Annotated in this window: 13 protein-coding genes; 8 read left to right on the plus strand and 5 right to left on the minus strand. The window is 54.7% G+C overall.

Annotated features, from left to right (window positions below; all coding sequences use genetic code 11):
- The first annotated feature begins 14 nt into the window (after positions 1 to 14).
- From NB069_RS21830 to NB069_RS21840, 3 genes are read left to right on the plus strand one after another with little or no spacing between them, the layout of a single operon-like run.
- A complete protein-coding gene (locus tag NB069_RS21830) occupies positions 15 to 2,039 on the plus strand; it encodes an alpha-glucosidase (RefSeq protein WP_250586642.1) in 2,025 nt (674 codons plus the stop codon).
- Between the two features lie 45 nt (positions 2,040 to 2,084).
- Positions 2,085 to 3,467: an MFS transporter gene (locus NB069_RS21835; RefSeq protein WP_250586643.1), complete on the plus strand. Its 1,383-nt coding sequence runs from the start codon at positions 2,085 to 2,087 to the stop codon at positions 3,465 to 3,467.
- A 43-nt stretch (positions 3,468 to 3,510) separates the two neighbouring features.
- Positions 3,511 to 4,944: an MFS transporter gene (locus tag NB069_RS21840; protein ID WP_250586645.1), complete on the plus strand. Its 1,434-nt coding sequence runs from the start codon at positions 3,511 to 3,513 to the stop codon at positions 4,942 to 4,944.
- A 76-nt stretch (positions 4,945 to 5,020) separates the two neighbouring features.
- Here the strand turns inward: NB069_RS21840 and typA are convergent, their stop codons facing one another.
- The gene (gene typA / locus NB069_RS21845) at positions 5,021 to 6,844 is read right to left on the minus strand and encodes a ribosome-dependent GTPase TypA (protein ID WP_250586647.1); all 1,824 of its coding nucleotides are present in this window, start codon (positions 6,842 to 6,844) and stop codon (positions 5,021 to 5,023) included.
- Between the two features lie 389 nt (positions 6,845 to 7,233).
- Here typA and glnA point away from each other — a divergent pair, with 389 nt between their 5' ends.
- From glnA to NB069_RS21865, 4 genes are all read left to right on the plus strand, one after another.
- Positions 7,234 to 8,643, plus strand: coding sequence for a glutamate--ammonia ligase (gene glnA / locus NB069_RS21850; protein WP_039032183.1), 1,410 nt, complete (start codon positions 7,234 to 7,236; stop codon positions 8,641 to 8,643).
- 189 nt (positions 8,644 to 8,832) lie between these two features.
- A complete protein-coding gene (glnL, locus tag NB069_RS21855; RefSeq protein ID WP_250586649.1) occupies positions 8,833 to 9,882 on the plus strand; it encodes a nitrogen regulation protein NR(II) in 1,050 nt (349 codons plus the stop codon).
- A gap of 11 nt (positions 9,883 to 9,893) precedes the next feature.
- A complete protein-coding gene (gene glnG, locus NB069_RS21860) occupies positions 9,894 to 11,306 on the plus strand; it encodes a nitrogen regulation protein NR(I) (protein WP_250586651.1) in 1,413 nt (470 codons plus the stop codon).
- A 111-nt stretch (positions 11,307 to 11,417) separates the two neighbouring features.
- Positions 11,418 to 11,528, plus strand: a complete 111-nt coding sequence (locus NB069_RS21865; protein WP_250586653.1) for a YshB family small membrane protein — start codon at positions 11,418 to 11,420, stop codon at positions 11,526 to 11,528.
- A gap of 74 nt (positions 11,529 to 11,602) precedes the next feature.
- On the opposite strand, the gene hemN is transcribed toward NB069_RS21865, so the two are convergent.
- The 3 genes from hemN to NB069_RS21880 all read right to left on the minus strand — a co-directional run bounded on the left by hemN (position 11,603) and on the right by NB069_RS21880 (position 14,254).
- A complete protein-coding gene (hemN, locus tag NB069_RS21870; protein WP_250586655.1) occupies positions 11,603 to 12,976 on the minus strand; it encodes an oxygen-independent coproporphyrinogen III oxidase in 1,374 nt (457 codons plus the stop codon).
- A gap of 188 nt (positions 12,977 to 13,164) precedes the next feature.
- Complete coding sequence (gene yihI, locus NB069_RS21875; RefSeq protein WP_250586657.1) at positions 13,165 to 13,677, minus strand: Der GTPase-activating protein YihI; 513 nt, start codon at positions 13,675 to 13,677, stop codon at positions 13,165 to 13,167.
- 358 nt (positions 13,678 to 14,035) lie between these two features.
- Positions 14,036 to 14,254, minus strand: a complete 219-nt coding sequence (locus NB069_RS21880) for a hypothetical protein (RefSeq protein WP_250586659.1) — start codon at positions 14,252 to 14,254, stop codon at positions 14,036 to 14,038.
- A 4-nt stretch (positions 14,255 to 14,258) separates the two neighbouring features.
- Here NB069_RS21880 and yihA point away from each other — a divergent pair, with 4 nt between their 5' ends.
- Positions 14,259 to 14,885 (plus strand): ribosome biogenesis GTP-binding protein YihA/YsxC, encoded by a 627-nt coding sequence (yihA, locus tag NB069_RS21885; RefSeq protein ID WP_250586661.1) that lies wholly within the window; start codon positions 14,259 to 14,261, stop codon positions 14,883 to 14,885.
- A gap of 311 nt (positions 14,886 to 15,196) precedes the next feature.
- On the opposite strand, the gene polA is transcribed toward yihA, so the two are convergent.
- Positions 15,197 to 17,989: a DNA polymerase I gene (gene polA / locus NB069_RS21890; RefSeq protein WP_250586663.1), complete on the minus strand. Its 2,793-nt coding sequence runs from the start codon at positions 17,987 to 17,989 to the stop codon at positions 15,197 to 15,199.
- Positions 17,990 to 18,407 lie beyond the last annotated feature (418 nt).

Here is an 18,407-nt window from a genome sequence, read left to right on the forward strand (position 1 = left end):
AGACGGAGTTTTCTATGCGTACCCTACACAATATTGATCTGAAAAATAACGAACATGGCTTCACCCTGCGCTGGCAGGACCGTCTGATTTTGTCCCACTCCACCGATGAACCTTGCCTGTGGATCGGCGCGGGCGTTGCCGATATCGAAATGTTTCGCGGCAACTTCAGCATCAAAGACAGGCTCAACGAAAAAATCGCCCTGACGGACGCGACCGTTACACAGCAAAGCGCAGGCTGGGCGATCCGCTTTACCCGTGGCGATGCGGTGAGCGCGACGCTGCTGGTGGGCGTGGATGAAAAAGGCCGTCTGGAGCTGAAGCTGAAAAATGATGCCACCTGTCACAACCGCATCTGGCTGCGGCTGGCGGCCCAGCCTGAAGATCATATCTACGGCTGCGGCGAGCAGTTCTCGTATTTTGATCTGCGCGGCAAGCCGTTCCCGCTGTGGACCAGCGAACAGGGGGTGGGCCGCAATAAGCAGACCTACGTAACCTGGCAGGCCGACTGCAAAGAGAACGCGGGCGGCGATTATTACTGGACCTTCTTCCCCCAGCCTACCTTCGTGAGCACCCAGAAGTACTACTGCCACGTGGATAACAGCTGCTACATGAACTTCGACTTCAGTGCGCCGGATTTCCACGAACTGGCGTTCTGGGAAGATAACGCCACGCTGCGCTTCGAATGTGCGGAAACCTACGTCGATCTGCTGGAAAAACTCACCGGCCTGCTGGGGCGTCAGCCGGAGCTGCCGGACTGGGTTTACGACGGCGTGACGCTGGGCATTCAGGGCGGCACCGGGGTGTGTCAGCAGAAGCTCGACGCCATGCGCCAGGGCGGGGTGAAGGTGAACGGCATCTGGGCGCAGGACTGGTCCGGTATCCGCATGACCTCCTTCGGCAAACGCGTGATGTGGAACTGGAAGTGGAACAGCGAGCTGTATCCGCAGCTTGATGAGCGTATTACGCAGTGGAAACAGGAAGGGGTGCAGTTCCTCTCCTACATCAACCCGTACGTCGCCAGCGACAAAGATCTCTGCGAAGAGGCGGCAAAACGCGGCTATCTGACCAAAAATGCCGACGGCAAGGACTACCACGTTGAGTTCGGCGAGTTCTATGCGGGCGTTATCGATCTGACCAACCCGGAAGCCTACGGCTGGTACAAAGAGGTCATCAAAAAGAATCTGATCGAACTGGGCTGCGGCGGCTGGATGGCCGATTTCGGGGAATATCTGCCGACCGACACCTTCCTGCACAACGGCGTCAGCGCGGAGGTTATGCATAACGCCTGGCCGGCTCTGTGGGCGAAATGTAATTACGAGGCGCTTGAAGAGACCGGCAAGCTAGGCGAGATCCTCTTCTTCATGCGCGCGGGCTACACCGGCAGCCAGAAGCACTCGGTGATGATGTGGGCAGGGGATCAGAACGTCGACTGGAGCCTGGACGATGGTCTGGCGTCGGTGGTGCCTGCGGCGCTCTCTCTGGCGATGACCGGTCACGGGCTGCACCACAGCGACATCGGCGGCTATACCACCCTGTTCGAGATGAAACGCAGTAAAGAGCTGCTGCTGCGCTGGTGCGATTTCAGCGCCTTTACGCCGATGATGCGTACCCACGAAGGCAACCGCCCCGGCGATAACTGGCAGTTCGACGGCGACGCCGAAACCATCGCGCATTTCGCGCGCATGACCACCGTGTTTACCACCCTGAAGCCGTATATCAAAGCCGCCGTCGCGCAGAACGCGAAAAGCGGCCTGCCGGTGATGCGCCCGCTGTTCCTGCACTATGAAGACGATGCGCGCACCTACACGCTGAAATACCAGTATCTGTTTGGCCGCGATCTGCTGGTGGCACCGGTTCATGAAGAGGGCCGCCGCGACTGGACGCTCTATCTGCCGCAGGACAGCTGGGTGAATGCGTGGACGGGTGAAACCTGCCAGGGCGGTGAGGTGACCGTTGATGCCCCGCTCGGCAAACCGCCGGTCTTCTACCGCCAGCAAAGCGAATGGGCAGATCTGTTTGGCACCTTACGTCATATCTGATAAGGCTCGCCCGCAGGGCAACCTGCGGGCAGACGGAGAACAATGATGAGTCAACATACTTCCGATCCGGCAACCCTGCGCCTGCCGTTTAAAGAAAAACTCGCCTATGGGATGGGCGATCTCGGCTCGAACATCCTGCTGGATATCGGCACGCTCTATTTGCTGAAATTTTATACCGACGTGCTGGGCCTGCCAGGGACCTACGGCGGGATCATCTTCCTGATTGCCAAGTTCTTTACCGCCTTCACCGATATGGGCACCGGGATCATGCTCGACTCCCGGCGCAACATCGGCCCGAAAGGCAAATTCCGCCCGTTCGTACTGTATGCCGCCTTTCCGGTGACCTTGCTGGCGATTGCCAACTTCGTCGGCACGCCGTTCGAAATCACCGGCAAAACGGTGATGGCAACGGTGCTGTTTATGCTGTACGGCCTGTTCTTCAGCATGATGAACTGCTCTTACGGCGCGATGGTGCCCGCCATTACCAAAAACCCGGACGAGCGCGCCTCGCTGGCCGCCTGGCGTCAGGGTGGCGCCACGCTTGGCCTGCTGCTCTGCACCGTGGGTTTTGTGCCGGTGATGAACCTTATCGAGGGCAACGACCAGCTTGGCTATATCTTTGCCGCCACGCTTTTCTCGCTGTTCGGGCTGTTCTTTATGTGGTGGTGCTATAAGGGCGTGACCGAGCGCTACGTCGAGACGCAGCCGGTTAATGCGACGCAAAAACCAGGGCTATTGCAGTCGTTTCGCGCCATCGCCGGGAACCGTCCGCTGTTTATCCTGTGCATCGCTAACCTGTGCACGCTGGGTGCCTTTAACGTCAAGCTCGCTATCCAGGTTTACTACACGCAGTACGTACTGAACGACCCGATCCTGCTGTCGTACATGGGCTTCTTCAGCATGGGCTGTATTTTTATCGGCGTCTTTATGATGCCCGGCGCAGTGCGGCGTTTTGGAAAGAAAAAGGTCTACATCAGCGGGCTGATGATTTGGGTGGCGGGCGATCTGCTCAACTACTTCTTCGGCGGCGGCTCGGTAAGCTTTGTGGCGTTCTCCTGCCTGGCGTTCTTCGGTTCCGCGTTTGTGAACAGCCTGAACTGGGCGCTGGTGTCCGATACCGTGGAATACGGCGAGTGGCGCACAGGAGTGCGCTCTGAGGGGACGGTCTACACCGGCTTCACCTTCTTCCGGAAGGTTTCGCAGGCGCTGGCGGGCTTCTTCCCCGGCATCATGCTTACGCAAATCGGTTATGTGCCCAACGTGGTGCAGTCCGCCGGAACGGTTGAAGGGCTGCGGCAGCTGATTTTCATCTACCCCAGCCTGCTGGCGGTCATCACCATCGTGGCGATGGGCTGCTTCTACAACCTCAACGAGAAGATGTATGTGCGCATCGTGGAAGAGATCGAACTGCGCAAACGTACAGCATAAATGACTTGAGCGAGCGTCCTGCGGGGCGCTCTGAGGATCGACCATGACACATACTCCTGATCCGTTAACACTGAAGTTGAGCCTGCGAGAGAAGTGCGCCTATGGGATGGGCGATTTTGGCTCGAATCTGATGCTGTGTATTGGCACGCTGTATCTGCTGAAGTTCTACACCGACGAGCTGGGCATGCCAGCCTTTTATGGCGGCATTATTTTTTTGGTCGCGAAGTTTTTCACCGCTTTTACCGACATGCTGACCGGCGTGCTGCTGGACTCCCGACGCAATATTGGCGCCAGGGGGAAATTCCGCCCCTTTATTCTCTATGCATCGGTACCCGTCGCGCTGGTTGCAGCGGCACAGTTTATGGCTAACGACTTTAGCCTGACGGTGAAAACGGCGCTCGCTACCGTGCTCTTCATGATGTTTGGCCTCTGCTATAGCCTGATGAATTGCGCCTACGGTGCGATGGTCCCGGCCATCACCAAAAACCCGAACGAGCGCGCGCAGCTTGCGGCGTGGCGTCAGGGCGGCGCAACCGTGGGGCTGTTGCTCTGCACCGTTGGCTTTATGCCCATTCAGGCGCTGTTCGTCAGCCAGCCCTCCCTCGGCTATCTGGTGGCGGCGCTGGTATTCGTCACCGGCGGTCTGTTCTGTATGTGGTGGTGCTACAGCGGCGTGAAAGAGCGCTATGTGGAGCTCACGCCCGATCACCATAAACCCGGCATTCTGAAATCATTCTGCGCGATTTTCCGCAATCCGCCGCTGCTGGTGCTGTGCATCGCCAACCTGTGTACCCTCGCCGCGTTTAACATCAAGCTGGCGATTCAGGTCTATTACACCCAGTACGTGCTGAACGATCTGCATCTGCTGTCATGGATGGGCTTTTTCAGCATGGGTTGCATTCTGGTCGGCGTGTTTCTGGTGCCCGGCGCGGTGAAACGCTTTGGCAAGAAGCCGGTCTATCTGGGCGGGCTGGCGCTATGGGCGGTGGGTGACGTGCTGAACTTCTTCTGGGGGACCAGCTCCCTGCTGTTCGTGCTGTTTTCTTGTATGGCCTTTTTCGGCACGGCGTTTGTGAACAGCCTGAACTGGGCGCTGGTGCCGGATACCGTCGATTACGGCGAATGGAAAACCGGCATTCGCGCCGAAGGATCGGTGTATACCGGCTATACCTTTTCGCGCAAAATCTCCGCGGCGCTCGCCGGTTTCTTGCCCGGTATCATGCTGACCCAGATCGGCTACGTTCCCCATGCGTTGCAAAGCGCCAGCACGCTGTTGGGGCTGCGTCAGCTCATTTTTCTCTGGCCTTGCGGCCTGGCGGTTATCGCCGCCATCACTATGGGATTCTTTTATAAGCTCAACGAAGCACGCTTCGCTTTTATTATCGAGGAGATTGGAAAAAGGAAAAATCAATCAACGAACGTTGCTATGACGTACGGCTCGGAAAAGCAGGTATCAGCTACCAGCCCTTCGCCATAAAAAAGCCGCTGAGGGATCAGCGGCTTTTTACTTGCCGGGTGGCGCATGGGCTTACCCGGCTAACGGATTGACCGTATTACTCTTCTTTCGCACCGCGCATTGCGCGTTTACGATCGTTCTCAGTCAGGTGACGTTTACGGATACGGATAGAAGTTGGCGTTACTTCTACCAGTTCGTCGTCATCGATGAATTCCAGAGCCTGCTCCAGAGTCATCTTAACCGGTGGAACCAGAACCGTTGCTTCGTCAGTACCGGACGCACGCATGTTGGTCAGTTTCTTACCGGTCAGGCAGTTTACAGTCAGATCGTTAGAACGGCTGTGAATACCGATGATCTGGCCTTCGTAAACTTCTGCGCCGTGACCCAGGAACAGCTTACCGCGATCCTGCAGGCTGAACAGTGCGAACGCAACCGCTTTGCCCTGACCGTTAGAGATCAGCACGCCGTTGTTACGCTGGCCAACTTCGCCCGGACGAACGTCGTCGTAGTGGCTGAAGGTGGAGTACAGAAGACCGGTACCGGAAGTCATGGTCATGAACTCTGAACGGAAGCCGATCAGGCCACGGCTTGGGATCACGTAGTCGAGACGTACGCGGCCTTTGCCATCTGGATTCATGTTTTTCAGGTCGCCTTTACGCTCACCCAGTGCCTGCATTACAGAACCCTGGTGTTGCTCTTCGACGTCCAGCGTTACGTTTTCGAACGGCTCTTGTTTACGGCCATCGATTTCGCGGAAGATAACTTTCGGACGGGAAACCGCCATCTCGAAGCCTTCACGACGCATGTTTTCGATCAGAACTGACAGGTGCAGCTCACCACGACCGGAAACGCGGAATGCGTCAGCGTCTTCCGTTTCTTCAACGCGCAGCGCAACGTTGTGCACCAGCTCTTTGTTCAGGCGGTCAAGGATCTGACGAGAGGTAACGAACTTACCTTCTTTACCACAGAACGGAGAGGTGTTGACGTTGAAGAACATGGTTACGGTAGGTTCATCAACAGACAGGGCTGGCAGCGCTTCAACCGCTTGCGTGTCGCAAATGGTATCGGAGATGTTCAGCTCGCCCAGACCGGTGATCGCGATGATGTCGCCCGCTTCAGCGATGTCACTCTCGATACGCTCAAGACCCAGGTGAGTCAGTACTTTACCGACTTTACCGTTACGGGTTTTGCCTTCGCTATCGATGATAGTGACCTGCTGGTTAGGCTTCACTTTACCGCGCTTGATACGACCAATGCCGATGACACCAACGTAGTTGTTGTAGTCGAGCTGAGAGATCTGCATCTGCAGGGTGCCGTCGAGATCGACGTTCGGTGCCGGAACATGATCAACAATCGCCTGGTACAGCGGGGTCATGTCTTCAGCCATGTCTTCGTGGTCCAGACCCGCGATACCGTTCAGCGCAGAAGCGTAAACAATCGGGAAGTCCAGCTGTTCGTCGGTCGCGTCCAGGTTAACGAACAGGTCGAAGACCTGATCAACAACCCAGTCAGGACGTGCGCCAGGACGGTCAACTTTGTTGATTACCACGATTGGCTTCAGGCCATGGGCGAATGCTTTTTTGGTTACGAAGCGCGTCTGCGGCATTGGGCCGTCAAATGCGTCAACCACCAGCAGCACGGAATCCACCATGGACATCACGCGCTCAACTTCACCACCGAAGTCGGCGTGCCCTGGGGTATCAACGATGTTGATACGGTAGTCATTCCATTTGATCGCGGTGTTTTTAGCGAGGATGGTAATCCCACGCTCTTTCTCCAAATCATTGGAGTCCATCACGCGTTCTTGAGTTTCGGCACGTGCATCAAACGTACCGGATTGCTGCAGCAGCTTATCAACCAGGGTAGTTTTACCATGGTCAACGTGCGCGATGATGGCGATATTACGCAGATTTTCGATCACAACTTTGCCTCAGGCATTTAGAAATAGCGCGTTATTGTACACGGATTAATCGCACTACAAAACAGGATCACAAACATCCCCCGCAAACAAGTATCGCAGAGATGCTTTGTGATCGCTTTCACGGAGCGGTAAAAGGGCACTTTAACGTAAATTGCACCAATGTGGTGCTCAATGTTCACATTGAAGCACTATACTGGTGCAACAAAACCATCGTGGTGCAGCCCTTTTGCACTATGGTGCGCATGATAACGCCTTTTTGGGGTGTTTTAAAAGTTGGCACAGATTTCGCTTTATAAAAAATACGGCAACAAAAGGCACCCACGCCTGCCTTATACAGAATTTGAAGACCTCGTTACCACGACGACAATGACCAATCTGGAGAGTTAAGTATGTCCGCTGAACACGTTTTGACGATGCTGAACGAACATGAAGTGAAGTTTGTTGATCTGCGCTTCACCGATACCAAAGGTAAAGAACAGCACGTCACAATTCCTGCTCATCAGGTAAATGCCGAATTCTTTGAAGAAGGCAAAATGTTTGACGGCTCCTCGATTGGTGGCTGGAAAGGTATCAACGAATCCGACATGGTACTGATGCCTGACGCATCTACCGCGCTCATTGACCCGTTCTTCGAAGAGTCTACCCTGATCATCCGTTGCGACATCCTCGAGCCAGGCACGCTGCAGGGCTACGATCGCGACCCACGCTCCATCGCTAAACGCGCTGAAGAGTACCTGCGCTCCACCGGCATCGCAGACACCGTTCTGTTCGGGCCAGAGCCAGAGTTCTTCCTGTTCGACGACATCCGTTTTGGTGCGACCACTTCCGGTTCCCACGTTGCTATCGATGATATCGAAGGCGCATGGAACTCCTCCACCAAATACGAAGGCGGTAACAAAGGTCACCGTCCAGCCGTTAAAGGCGGTTACTTCCCGGTTCCACCGGTTGACTCTTCACAGGACATCCGTTCTACCATGTGTCTGATCATGGAAGAGATGGGCCTGGTTGTTGAAGCGCACCACCATGAAGTTGCAACTGCTGGCCAGAACGAAATCGCCACCCGTTTCAACACCATGACCAAAAAAGCGGACGAAATTCAGATCTACAAATACGTTGTTCACAACGTTGCGCACCGCTTCGGTAAAACCGCAACCTTCATGCCAAAACCAATGTTTGGCGACAACGGTTCCGGTATGCACTGCCACATGTCCCTGTCCAAGAACGGGACTAACCTGTTCGCTGGCGACAAGTATGCAGGTCTGTCCGAGCAGGCTCTGCACTACATTGGCGGCGTAATCAAACACGCTAAAGCGATCAACGCCCTGGCGAACCCAACCACCAACTCTTATAAGCGTCTGGTCCCAGGCTACGAAGCCCCGGTTATGCTGGCGTACTCTGCCCGTAACCGTTCTGCTTCTATCCGTATTCCAGTGGTTGCTTCTCCGAAAGCGCGTCGTATTGAAGTGCGCTTCCCGGACCCGGCTGCTAACCCATACCTGTGCTTCGCAGCGCTGCTGATGGCCGGTCTTGACGGTATCAAGAACAAGATCCATCCGGGCGAAGCAATGGACAAAAACCTGTACGACCTGCCGCCAGAAGAAGCGAAAGAGATCCCACAGGTTGCAGGTTCTCTGGAAGAAGCCCTGCTGGAGCTGGACAAAGACCGCGAGTTCCTGACTGCAGGCGGCGTGTTCACTGACGAAGCGATCGATGCTTACATCGCACTGCGTATGGAAGAGAACGACCGCGTTCGCATGACGCCGCACCCGGTTGAGTTCGAACTGTACTACAGCGTCTAATTTTCAATCCCTGTCGCGCGGCCTTTTCCGCGCGAGATTGATAGCCGTTTTTTTTTGTTGCCGTGGAAACTTTTCAGCCCATCTTCGGATGGGCTTTTTTCACCGTCAACACGCTGATCTCACGCGCCTTTTACCGCGGAAACGCTATACTGCACTAAAATAGTGCAAACAACTCCAGGAGACTGCTGAATGGCAACTGGCACGCTGCCCGATGCTGGGCAGATCCTCAATTCTCTTATCAACAGCATATTACTGGTCGACGACGAGCTGGCGGTGCATTACGCCAATCCCGCGGCCCAACAGTTACTGGCGCAAAGTTCGCGCAAACTGTATGGCGCGCCGCTGCCCGAGCTGTTGAGTTATTTCTCCCTGAATATCGGCCTGATGCAGGAGAGCCTGCAGGCGGGGCAAGGCTTTACCGATAACGAAGTGACGCTGGTGATCGACGGGCGCTCGCATATTCTGTCCCTGACCGCACAGCGGCTGCCGGAGGGGCTCATTCTGCTGGAAATGGCGCCCATGGATAACCAGCGCCGCCTGAGCCAGGAGCAGCTTCAGCACGCCCAGCAGATTGCGGCCCGCGATCTGGTACGTGGCCTCGCCCATGAGATCAAAAATCCACTTGGCGGCCTGCGTGGCGCGGCGCAACTGCTCACCAAAGCCCTGCCCGACCCGGCGCTGGCGGAATACACCAACGTTATCATTGAGCAGGCCGATCGCCTGCGTAACCTGGTGGACCGTCTGTTAGGACCGCAGCAACCCGGCATGCACGTCACCGAGAGTATTCATAAAGTGGCCGAGCGCGTCGTGAAACTCGTTTCGATGGAGTTGCCGGAAAACGTCAGGCTGATTCGGGATTACGATCCCAGCCTGCCGGAACTGCCGCACGATCCCGACCAGATTGAGCAGGTGTTGTTGAATATCGTGCGTAATGCGCTGCAGGCATTAGGCGCGGAAGGCGGAGAAATTATTCTGCGCACCCGTACCGCGTTCCAGCTGACGCTGCACGGCACGCGCTACCGTCTGGCGGCACGTATCGACGTTGAAGATAACGGTCCGGGCATTCCTTCCCATTTACAGGACACGCTGTTTTACCCGATGGTCAGCGGCCGTGAAGGCGGGACCGGGCTTGGCTTATCAATTGCCCGTAATTTGATAGATCAGCATTCCGGAAAAATTGAATTTACCAGTTGGCCGGGTCATACCGAGTTTTCGGTTTACCTGCCAATCAGGAAATAGAGGGTTAGGTTATGCAACGAGGGATAGTCTGGGTAGTTGATGACGATAGCTCCATCCGCTGGGTGCTTGAACGGGCGCTTACCGGAGCAGGATTAAGCTGCACCGCATTTGAAAGTGGTGCTGAGGTGCTTGATGCCCTCACCACCAAAACCCCGGATGTGCTGCTGTCCGATATCCGTATGCCGGGAATGGACGGTCTGGCGCTGTTAAAACAGATTAAGCAGCGCCATCCGATGCTTCCGGTCATCATAATGACCGCCCACTCCGATCTGGATGCGGCCGTCAGCGCCTATCAGCAGGGTGCATTCGATTATCTGCCAAAACCCTTCGATATTGACGAAGCGGTGGCGCTGGTTGAACGCGCCATTAGTCACTATCAGGAGCAGCAGCAGCCGCGCAATGCCCCGGTTTTCGGCCCCACTACCGACATCATTGGCGAAGCGCCAGCGATGCAGGATGTGTTTCGCATCATTGGTCGTCTGTCACGCTCCTCCATCAGCGTATTGATTAACGGCGAGTCAGGTACCGGGAAAGAGCTGGTCGCGCATGCCCTGCATCGCCATAGCCCGCGCGTGAAAGCCCCGTTTATCGCCCTGAATATGGCGGCGATCCCCAAGGATTTAATTGAGTCCGAGCTGTTCGGCCATGAAAAAGGCGCCTTTACCGGGGCCAACACTATCCGTCAGGGTCGCTTTGAGCAGGCCGACGGCGGAACGCTGTTCCTGGATGAGATCGGGGATATGCCCCTCGACGTGCAGACTCGTCTGCTGCGCGTGCTGGCAGACGGCCAGTTTTACCGCGTGGGCGGCTATGCGCCGGTTAAAGTGGATGTGCGCATTATTGCCGCCACCCACCAGAACCTGGAGCTGCGCGTACAGGAGGGGAAATTCCGTGAGGATCTGTTCCACCGGCTGAACGTTATCCGCGTTCACCTCCCGCCACTGCGCGAGCGTCGTGAAGATATCCCACGTCTGGCGCGCCATTTCCTGCAGGATGCCGCCCGCGAACTGGGTGTCGAAGCCAAACTGCTGCATCCCGAAACCGAAGCGGCCTTAACGCGTCTGGCCTGGCCGGGCAACGTGCGCCAGCTGGAAAATACCTGTCGCTGGCTGACGGTGATGGCTGCTGGTCAGGAAGTATTGATTCAGGATCTCCCGCCAGAGCTTTTCGAAACGCATGTTCCGGAAAGCAGTACCGGGCAGAGCCTGCCCGATAGCTGGGCGACGCTGCTGGCGCAATGGGCCGATCGCGCGCTGCGTTCCGGTCATCAAAATCTGCTCTCCGAGGCACAGCCCGAGATGGAACGCACGCTTCTTACCACCGCGCTGCGCCATACTCAGGGACATAAACAAGAGGCAGCACGCCTGCTTGGCTGGGGTCGCAACACCCTGACGCGTAAGTTAAAAGAGCTGGGAATGGAGTGATGCTCTCCGGCAGTGTAAAGAGAGTTAATCAAACGCAAACTGGTGTTATTTTGCGCTTTACTGTTCCGATGAGTTGAGTATGATCTCGCCCGGGAAAACGGGGGGATCATCATGCTGGAATCAATCATCAATATGTTGTCTGGCGCTGCAGTCGAAAGCCATACGCCGCAAACGGCCGTTGCCGCTGTGTTGTGTGCGGCGCTGGTTGGGTTGTTTAGCTAGAACTTCGCTTACCCGGCCTACATTTCGCGCTTTCGTAGGCCGGGTAAGGCGAAGCCGCCACCCGGCAATGGGGCTTAAATCACACGCGAGAACTGCTGCATACGGGCTTTCTGCCGCAGATAAGCGTCAAAGCACATACAGATATTACGAATCAACAGACGCCCTTTCGGCGTAACCTCAATCGCATTCTCCGTGATATCCACCAGCCCGTCTTTTGCCAGCGGCATCAGCAGCTTCATGTCTTCCACAAAGTAATCTTTAAAGATGAGATCCCACTGCGCTTCGACCGCGCTAAATTCGAGACGGAAATTACAGATCAGCGCTTTGATCACGTCCCGGCGAATACAGTCGTCGCGGGTTAATGCAATGCCGCGCCACAGGGCGTTGCCGGTTTCGTCTACCTGCTGATAGTAGAGCTTCAGCTCTTTCTGGTTTTGCGCATAGCAGTCGCCAATCATGCTGATGGCCGAGACGCCCATCCCCAGCAGATCCGTGTCGCCCTGGGTGGTGTAACCCTGGAAATTGCGGTGCAGCACACCCTCGCGCTGGGCAATCGCCAGCTCGTCATCCGGGCGGGCAAAGTGATCCATGCCAATAAACTGGTAACCGGTCTGGGTTAACGAGGTAATAGTCTCCTGCAGAATATCCAGCTTTTGCTGGGCGGAAGGCAGGTCGGCATCCTTGATCTTACGTTGGGCAGCGAACAGCGTTGGCAGATGCGCATAGTTGAAGACGCTCAGGCGATCCGGATTCAGCTCTGCGACACGCTTCAGCGTAAAGGCAAAGCTCTCAGGCGTCTGCTTCGGCAGGCCATAAATCAGATCGATATTGGTGGAGGTAAAGCCAATTTCCCGGGCGTGGTTCAGCAGGGCGAAGATGAACGCTTCATCCTGCTCGCGGTTGACCAGGCGCTGGACCTCCTTGTTAAAGTCCTGCACGCCCATACTCAAGCGGTTAAAACCTTCGGCGCGGAGGTGATCGAGCACATCCAGCTCGATTTCACGCGGATCCACTTCGATAGAGATCTCAGCATCCGCATTAAAACAGAAGTTATCCCGCAGCAGGGTCATCAGGCGGCTGATTTGCGCTTTATTCAGATAGGTTGGCGTACCGCCGCCCCAGTGCAGCTGGCTGACATGCCGGCCTGCAAACTGCGGCGCACGATGCAGGATCTCCTGCTCAAGCGCATCAAGATACTGGTCTGCCTTATGCTGCTGGCGGGTCACAATTTTATTGCAGCCGCAGAAATAGCAGAGCTTGTGGCAGAACGGGATATGAACGTACAGAGAAAGCGGACGGTCAGGATATCGGGCTACCGCCTGCTGAAACTGGGTTTGACCAAAAGCGTCAGAAAACTCCAGCGCAGTAGGGTAAGAGGTATAACGCGGCCCGGAATAGTTATATTTCTGGATGAGGGCCAGATCCCAGTCGATAGTTGGTACAGACATGCTCACTCCTTCCGTTGGTGTCGCGTTCGTATACGGCGGCCCGTTCTGGCCCCTGTGCGGGCCGCGAATCGGGTGCGCAGCCACTTCTGTCGCCGCGACAACCGCCGTAGTTTAACGAATAACCACACCAGATAACATATAACCGGAAGGGTTATAAGCAGGACGAGTGAGCCTGCCGGGTGCAAATGTTAGTTTCCACCTTTCAACAGGCGCATCATATCTTCCTGTTTTTCTTCTTCTTCATCTTCGTCTTCGTCGTCATAGGAGAGACCCAACTGCTGCATCAGTTCATCGATACGATCCAGTTTGGCATCAACCCATGATTGCTCTTCAGCATTCAGGGCTTCGCCCTCTTCAAGACGTTCCAGCAGCGCGTCCAGGCGCTCATCGTTCTCCAGCATATCCAGCTCGGCCTGCGGTGAAAGCATAGGTTTCTCGCTCTTCGGTTTGTGCTGCCTGGTGACCGGGGTATCGGTCACGCCTAATGGAACAGGTGTTTTACTGCCGATACGCGGGTCTTTCTGCTGTTTGCTCTTCGCAGACGCGCCCGAAGTACCGCCACTCGCGCGGCTACCCGCAGCATGACCACGATGCTTTTTATCGCGTTTGCGATCGCGCGCTTCCTGATTCAGTTCTTCGCGCGTTTTGCGGCGTGCTTTAGCAGGACGTTTAGCGCCTGCAGCGGAGGTCGGTTTTTTCATGGTGTTTTGTCTTTAAGTCGTTTTCTTCAGTATAGAATTGCGGCGAAATCTAGCAGAAAGCAAGCAAAGAAAAAAGGCGACAGAGCAATCTGTCGCCTTTTTTCCTGACTCACAACCCATTACGGGTCTGACAATCCCTGTTTGCTTACAACTAACCCTGTTTATCCATTAGCGCATATCGTCCGTGACAGGTTCCTTGTCCCTTTAAAACGCCTCCAGGCGTACGTCTTCCTGACTTTCCTTTGTCTTCGCCTCCTGGCGCTCCTGACCCTCGTCCTTGAGTCCGGTTCCTGTCGGCATCCTCGCCGTTGAACGCTACTTTACCGTTTCCGGCTTCACGTACAAGCCACAAACGCCGTTAATCTAAGAATTTCAGACAAAGACTAAAGCTTAATAGATTGATTTTAATCGTTTTGATTTTCTTAAGCCCTGCGATTTTTCTTAAATCTCCCATAGTAAAAATGGCAGATCTCTTACAAAGCTCAGGGTTTTTACTTACAGGCGGGTTGCCGATGGGAAAAGCCTTTTCTCTCTGTTCAGGTATAATCCCCCCAACGTTACGAATTTCTGGAGACAACCACGTGACCAACCTGAATTATCACCAGACGCATTTTATCCTCAGTGCGCCTGATATTCGCCATTTACCCGCCGATACGGGTCTTGAAGTGGCATTTGCTGGCCGGTCCAACGCGGGGAAATCCAGCGCTCTGAATACCCTGACCAATCAGAAAAGCCTGGCGCGTACCTCTAAAACGCCTGGCCGTACCCAGCTGATCAACCTGTTTGAAGTCGCGCCGGGCAAGCGCCTGGTGGACCTGCCAGGTTACGGCTATGCAGAAGTTCCTGAAGAGATGAAGCTCAAGTGGCAGCGCGCTCTGGGTGAATATCTGGAAAAACGCCTGTGCCTGAAGGGCCTTGTTGTCCTGATGGATATTCGTCATCCGCTAAAAGATCTCGATCAGCAGATGATCCACTGGGCCGTTGAAAGCGGTATCCAGGTGCTGGTGTTGCTGACCAAAGCCGACAAGCTGGCCAGCGGCGCACGTAAAGCGCAGGTGAATATGGTGCGTGAAGCCGTTCTGGCGTTTAACGGTGACATCCAGGTAGAAGCATTTTCTTCCCTGAAGAAACAAGGCGTGGACAAGCTGCGTGAGAAACTGGATATCTGGTATAGCGAGCTGGAACCCGCGACAGAAGCGGATCGGTAAAGATGAGCGCGGCGATGTCCGCGCTTTTTTTTGCGCTGCTTTTTCTTTGCCGCAATAAAAAACGCCCCAGTCATTACTGACTGGGGCGGCTAAAATATTCAGCCAAATCCGATTACGTGAAGTAAAAGGTCTGAAAGATAGAACATCTTACCTCTGTACCCTACGTGAATAACTCTACCCTTTTTTAGACTACAGACAAAGCACTTTTTGTAGTTTTTTTTCATTCTTTACATAGGGAATTCTAATGATCATCACAAAACGTTCATGGAAATGTTGCTTACTTACGAAAACAGTTGATATGCCATAAAGACTTAGTGAGCCTGATCCCAGTTTTCTCCGTGACCCACTTCCACCAGCAACGGCACATCCAGTTTTACGCTGTTCTCCATCAGTTCGTGGATCTTTTTCGACACGGATTCCAGATCGTCTTTGTGCACTTCGAACACCAGTTCATCGTGTACCTGCATGATCATCCGCACCCGCGGCTGTTCTTTCTCGAGCCAGGCGTCAACAGCAATCATTGCACGTTTAATGATGTCGGCAGCCGTGCCCTGCATCGGGGCGTTAATTGCAGCACGCTCAGCCCCCGCACGGCGGGCAGCATTGCTGGATTTGATGTCCGGCAGATAGAGGCGACGCCCTTCCAGGGTTTCGACATAGCCTTTTTCTTTCGCCTGGGCGCGCGTGTTTTCCATATATTGCAGAACGCCCGGATAACGCTCGAAGTAGAGATCCATATACTTCTGCGACTCTTTGCGCGGAATATTGAGCTGGCGGGAGAGACCAAAGGCGCTCATGCCGTAGATCAGACCAAAGTTGATCGCTTTAGCACTGCGACGCTGTTCGCCGGTAACGCTCTCCAGCGGCATACCAAATACTTCGGCCGCCGTTGCCCGGTGAATGTCCTGCCCTTCAGCAAAGGCCGTCAACAGGCCTTTATCCCGGGACAGGTGCGCCATGATGCGCAGCTCAATCTGTGAATAGTCAGCAGAGACAATAAGGTAATCCTCTGGGGCAATAAACGCCTGACGAATACGACGCCCTTCTTCGTTACGTACCGGAATGTTTTGCAGGTTAGGATCGGTTGAGGACAGACGCCCGGTGGCCGCCACGGCCTGATGATAAGAGGTATGCACGCGGCCCGTTTTCGGGTTGATCATCAGCGGCAGCTTATCGGTGTAGGTCGATTTCAGCTTTGCCAGCCCACGGTACTGAAGGATCACTTTTGGCAGCGGATAGTCCAGCGCCAGTTCCTCAAGCACCTCTTCAGAGGTGGACGGCGCGCCGCCAGGGGTTTTCTTCAGGGGCTTGATCCCCTGCTTTTCAAACAGGATGGTCTGCAGCTGTTTGGTGGATGAGAGGTTGAACGGCTCGCCGGCAATCTCATGCGCTTTTTGTTCCAGCTCGTTCAGGCGCAGGGCGATCTCTTCCGAGTGCTTGTGCAATACAGCCGGATCGATTTTAACGCCATTGCGCTCGATGCGGGAAAGAACGGGCACCAGTGGCATCTCGATATTCTGGAACACGTTCAGCGGCCCGGCGTCTTTTTCGAGCTTAGGCCACATTTTCAGATGCAGTTGCAGGGTGACATCGGCGTCTTCTGCCGCGTAGTGACCGGCCTCTTCCAGCGCGATCTGGTTGAAGGTAAGCTGATTCTTACCCTTACCCGCGATCTGTTCAAAGGTAACGGTTTTATGCTTCAGCCAGCGGTCAGAGAGTGAATCCATATCATGACGACCGGCCACGCTGTCGAGGATATAAGACTCCAGCATGGTATCGAACGCAATACCCCGCAGCTCGATGCCGTAATTTTGCAGGATACCGCGATCGAACTTCAGGTTTTGCCCTACCTTCAACGCTTTTTCATCTTCAAGGATCGGCTTGAGGAGTTCAAGCACGCGCTCACGCGTGAGTTGCTCAGGCGCGTCGAGATAGTCGTGAGCAACAGGCACATAGGCGGCAACGCCAGGCTCTGTTGCAAACGAGAGGCCCACCATATTAGCGGAGACGTTATCCAGGCTGTCGGTTTCGGTGTCAAATGCGAATACCGGTGCCTGCTTCAGCTTATCAATCCAGCGCTGCAGCTGCGCTTCATCAAGGACGGTTTCGTAATGCTCGGAAGAGAGAATGCTGGCGGCTTCTTCTACCGCGTCTTCTGCATCAATCACCAGGGTCTCTTTTGGCCTGGTCGCCGGTTTAGCCCCTTTCGCCTGTAGCCATTTCCCCGCTTCAACATCGGTTATCCAGCGTTTGAACTCATACTGCTTAAACAGGCCCAGCAGCTCTTCGGCGGCAGGCTCCTGCACTTCAAGCTGTTCGCAGGTCAATTCGAGTTCGACGTCTGTTTTAATGGTCGCCAGCTGATAAGAGAGATATGCCACCTCTTTGTTCTGCTCAAGCTTCGCGGCCATGGTTTTTGCACCGCGGAAGGTCAACCCGGCGATTTTGTCCTGCTCGCTGTAAAGCGTATCCAGCCCGCCCAGACCTTGCAGCAGCGCCTGAGCCGTTTTCTCACCCACCCCAGGCACGCCAGGAATGTTATCGGAGGAGTCGCCCATCAATGCGAGGAAATCGATGATCAGTTCTGGCGGCACGCCATACTTCGCTACCACCTCTTCCGGCCCGAGAATGGTGTTAGTCATGGTATTAATCAGGGTGATCCCCGGCGTGACCAGCTGCGCCATGTCTTTATCGCCGGTACTGATCAGTACCGGGCGGCCCAGCTTCTCGGCTTCTCGTGCCAGGGTGCCGATAACGTCGTCAGCTTCTACGCCCGAAACGGCCATTAAAGGCAACCCCATCGCTTTTACCATCTTATGCAGGGGTTCAATCTGCGCACGCAGATCGTCCGGCATTGGCGGGCGGTGGGATTTGTAATGCTCGAACAGCTCATCCCGGAAAGTTTTGCCTTTCGCATCGAAGACTACGGCGGCATGACTCGGCTGATACTGCATGATCAGACTACGCAGCATGTTCAGCACGCCATACATTGCGCCCGTAGGCTCTCCTGCGCTGTTGGTCAGCGGAGGAAACGCGTGATACGCCCGGTAGAGGTAAGACGAACCGTCGACGAGAATAAGCGGATTTTCGGGGATCTGAACCATAATGTCCGTGCCTTTAAGGAATTTATGGATAAAGGATGCCACAGAAGGATGAAAACATCAGTTTTTCACGGCCAATACAGCCAAAGATTTTGCGATCCTGAGGATCGCTCGCAAATCTCACCTGTGGATAAGTTTGTGAATAGATTCTACGGCCTGGACTATTTGTGCTTTGCGAAGATCGTTCAGGCAATAATTATTATTAATAATCAATAGATTACTATTTGATCGCGATCTCATATTTTCGGTTGATGACAATTTACTCCATGTGGATATAAGCCATGCCATGTTAGCGAGACAGGATTTTTCTCCACAACACGTGCAAATTATCTTTCCCACCACCTTAAAGCGCCATCATCTGGCGGTTTTCTGGTAAAATCAGCGCCCGGTGTCTGTTTATCAGGCGCTAATCATAGCTAAC

The organism is Leclercia adecarboxylata (genome assembly GCF_023639785.1).
GTDB classification, from domain to species: Bacteria; Pseudomonadota; Gammaproteobacteria; order Enterobacterales; family Enterobacteriaceae; genus Enterobacter; species Enterobacter adecarboxylatus_D.

Coding starts and splice junctions, on each gene's coding strand:
- NB069_RS21830 (WP_250586642.1), top strand. CDS start 15: ATGCGTACCCTACACAATATTGATCTGAAAAATAACGAACATGGCTTC.
- NB069_RS21835 (WP_250586643.1), top strand. CDS start 2,085: ATGAGTCAACATACTTCCGATCCGGCAACCCTGCGCCTGCCGTTTAAA.
- NB069_RS21840 (WP_250586645.1), top strand. CDS start 3,511: ATGACACATACTCCTGATCCGTTAACACTGAAGTTGAGCCTGCGAGAG.
- glnA (WP_039032183.1), top strand. CDS start 7,234: ATGTCCGCTGAACACGTTTTGACGATGCTGAACGAACATGAAGTGAAG.
- glnL (WP_250586649.1), top strand. CDS start 8,833: ATGGCAACTGGCACGCTGCCCGATGCTGGGCAGATCCTCAATTCTCTT.
- glnG (WP_250586651.1), top strand. CDS start 9,894: ATGCAACGAGGGATAGTCTGGGTAGTTGATGACGATAGCTCCATCCGC.
- NB069_RS21865 (WP_250586653.1), top strand. CDS start 11,418: ATGCTGGAATCAATCATCAATATGTTGTCTGGCGCTGCAGTCGAAAGC.
- hemN (WP_250586655.1), bottom strand. CDS start 12,976: ATGTCTGTACCAACTATCGACTGGGATCTGGCCCTCATCCAGAAATAT.
- yihI (WP_250586657.1), bottom strand. CDS start 13,677: ATGAAAAAACCGACCTCCGCTGCAGGCGCTAAACGTCCTGCTAAAGCA.
- polA (WP_250586663.1), bottom strand. CDS start 17,989: ATGGTTCAGATCCCCGAAAATCCGCTTATTCTCGTCGACGGTTCGTCT.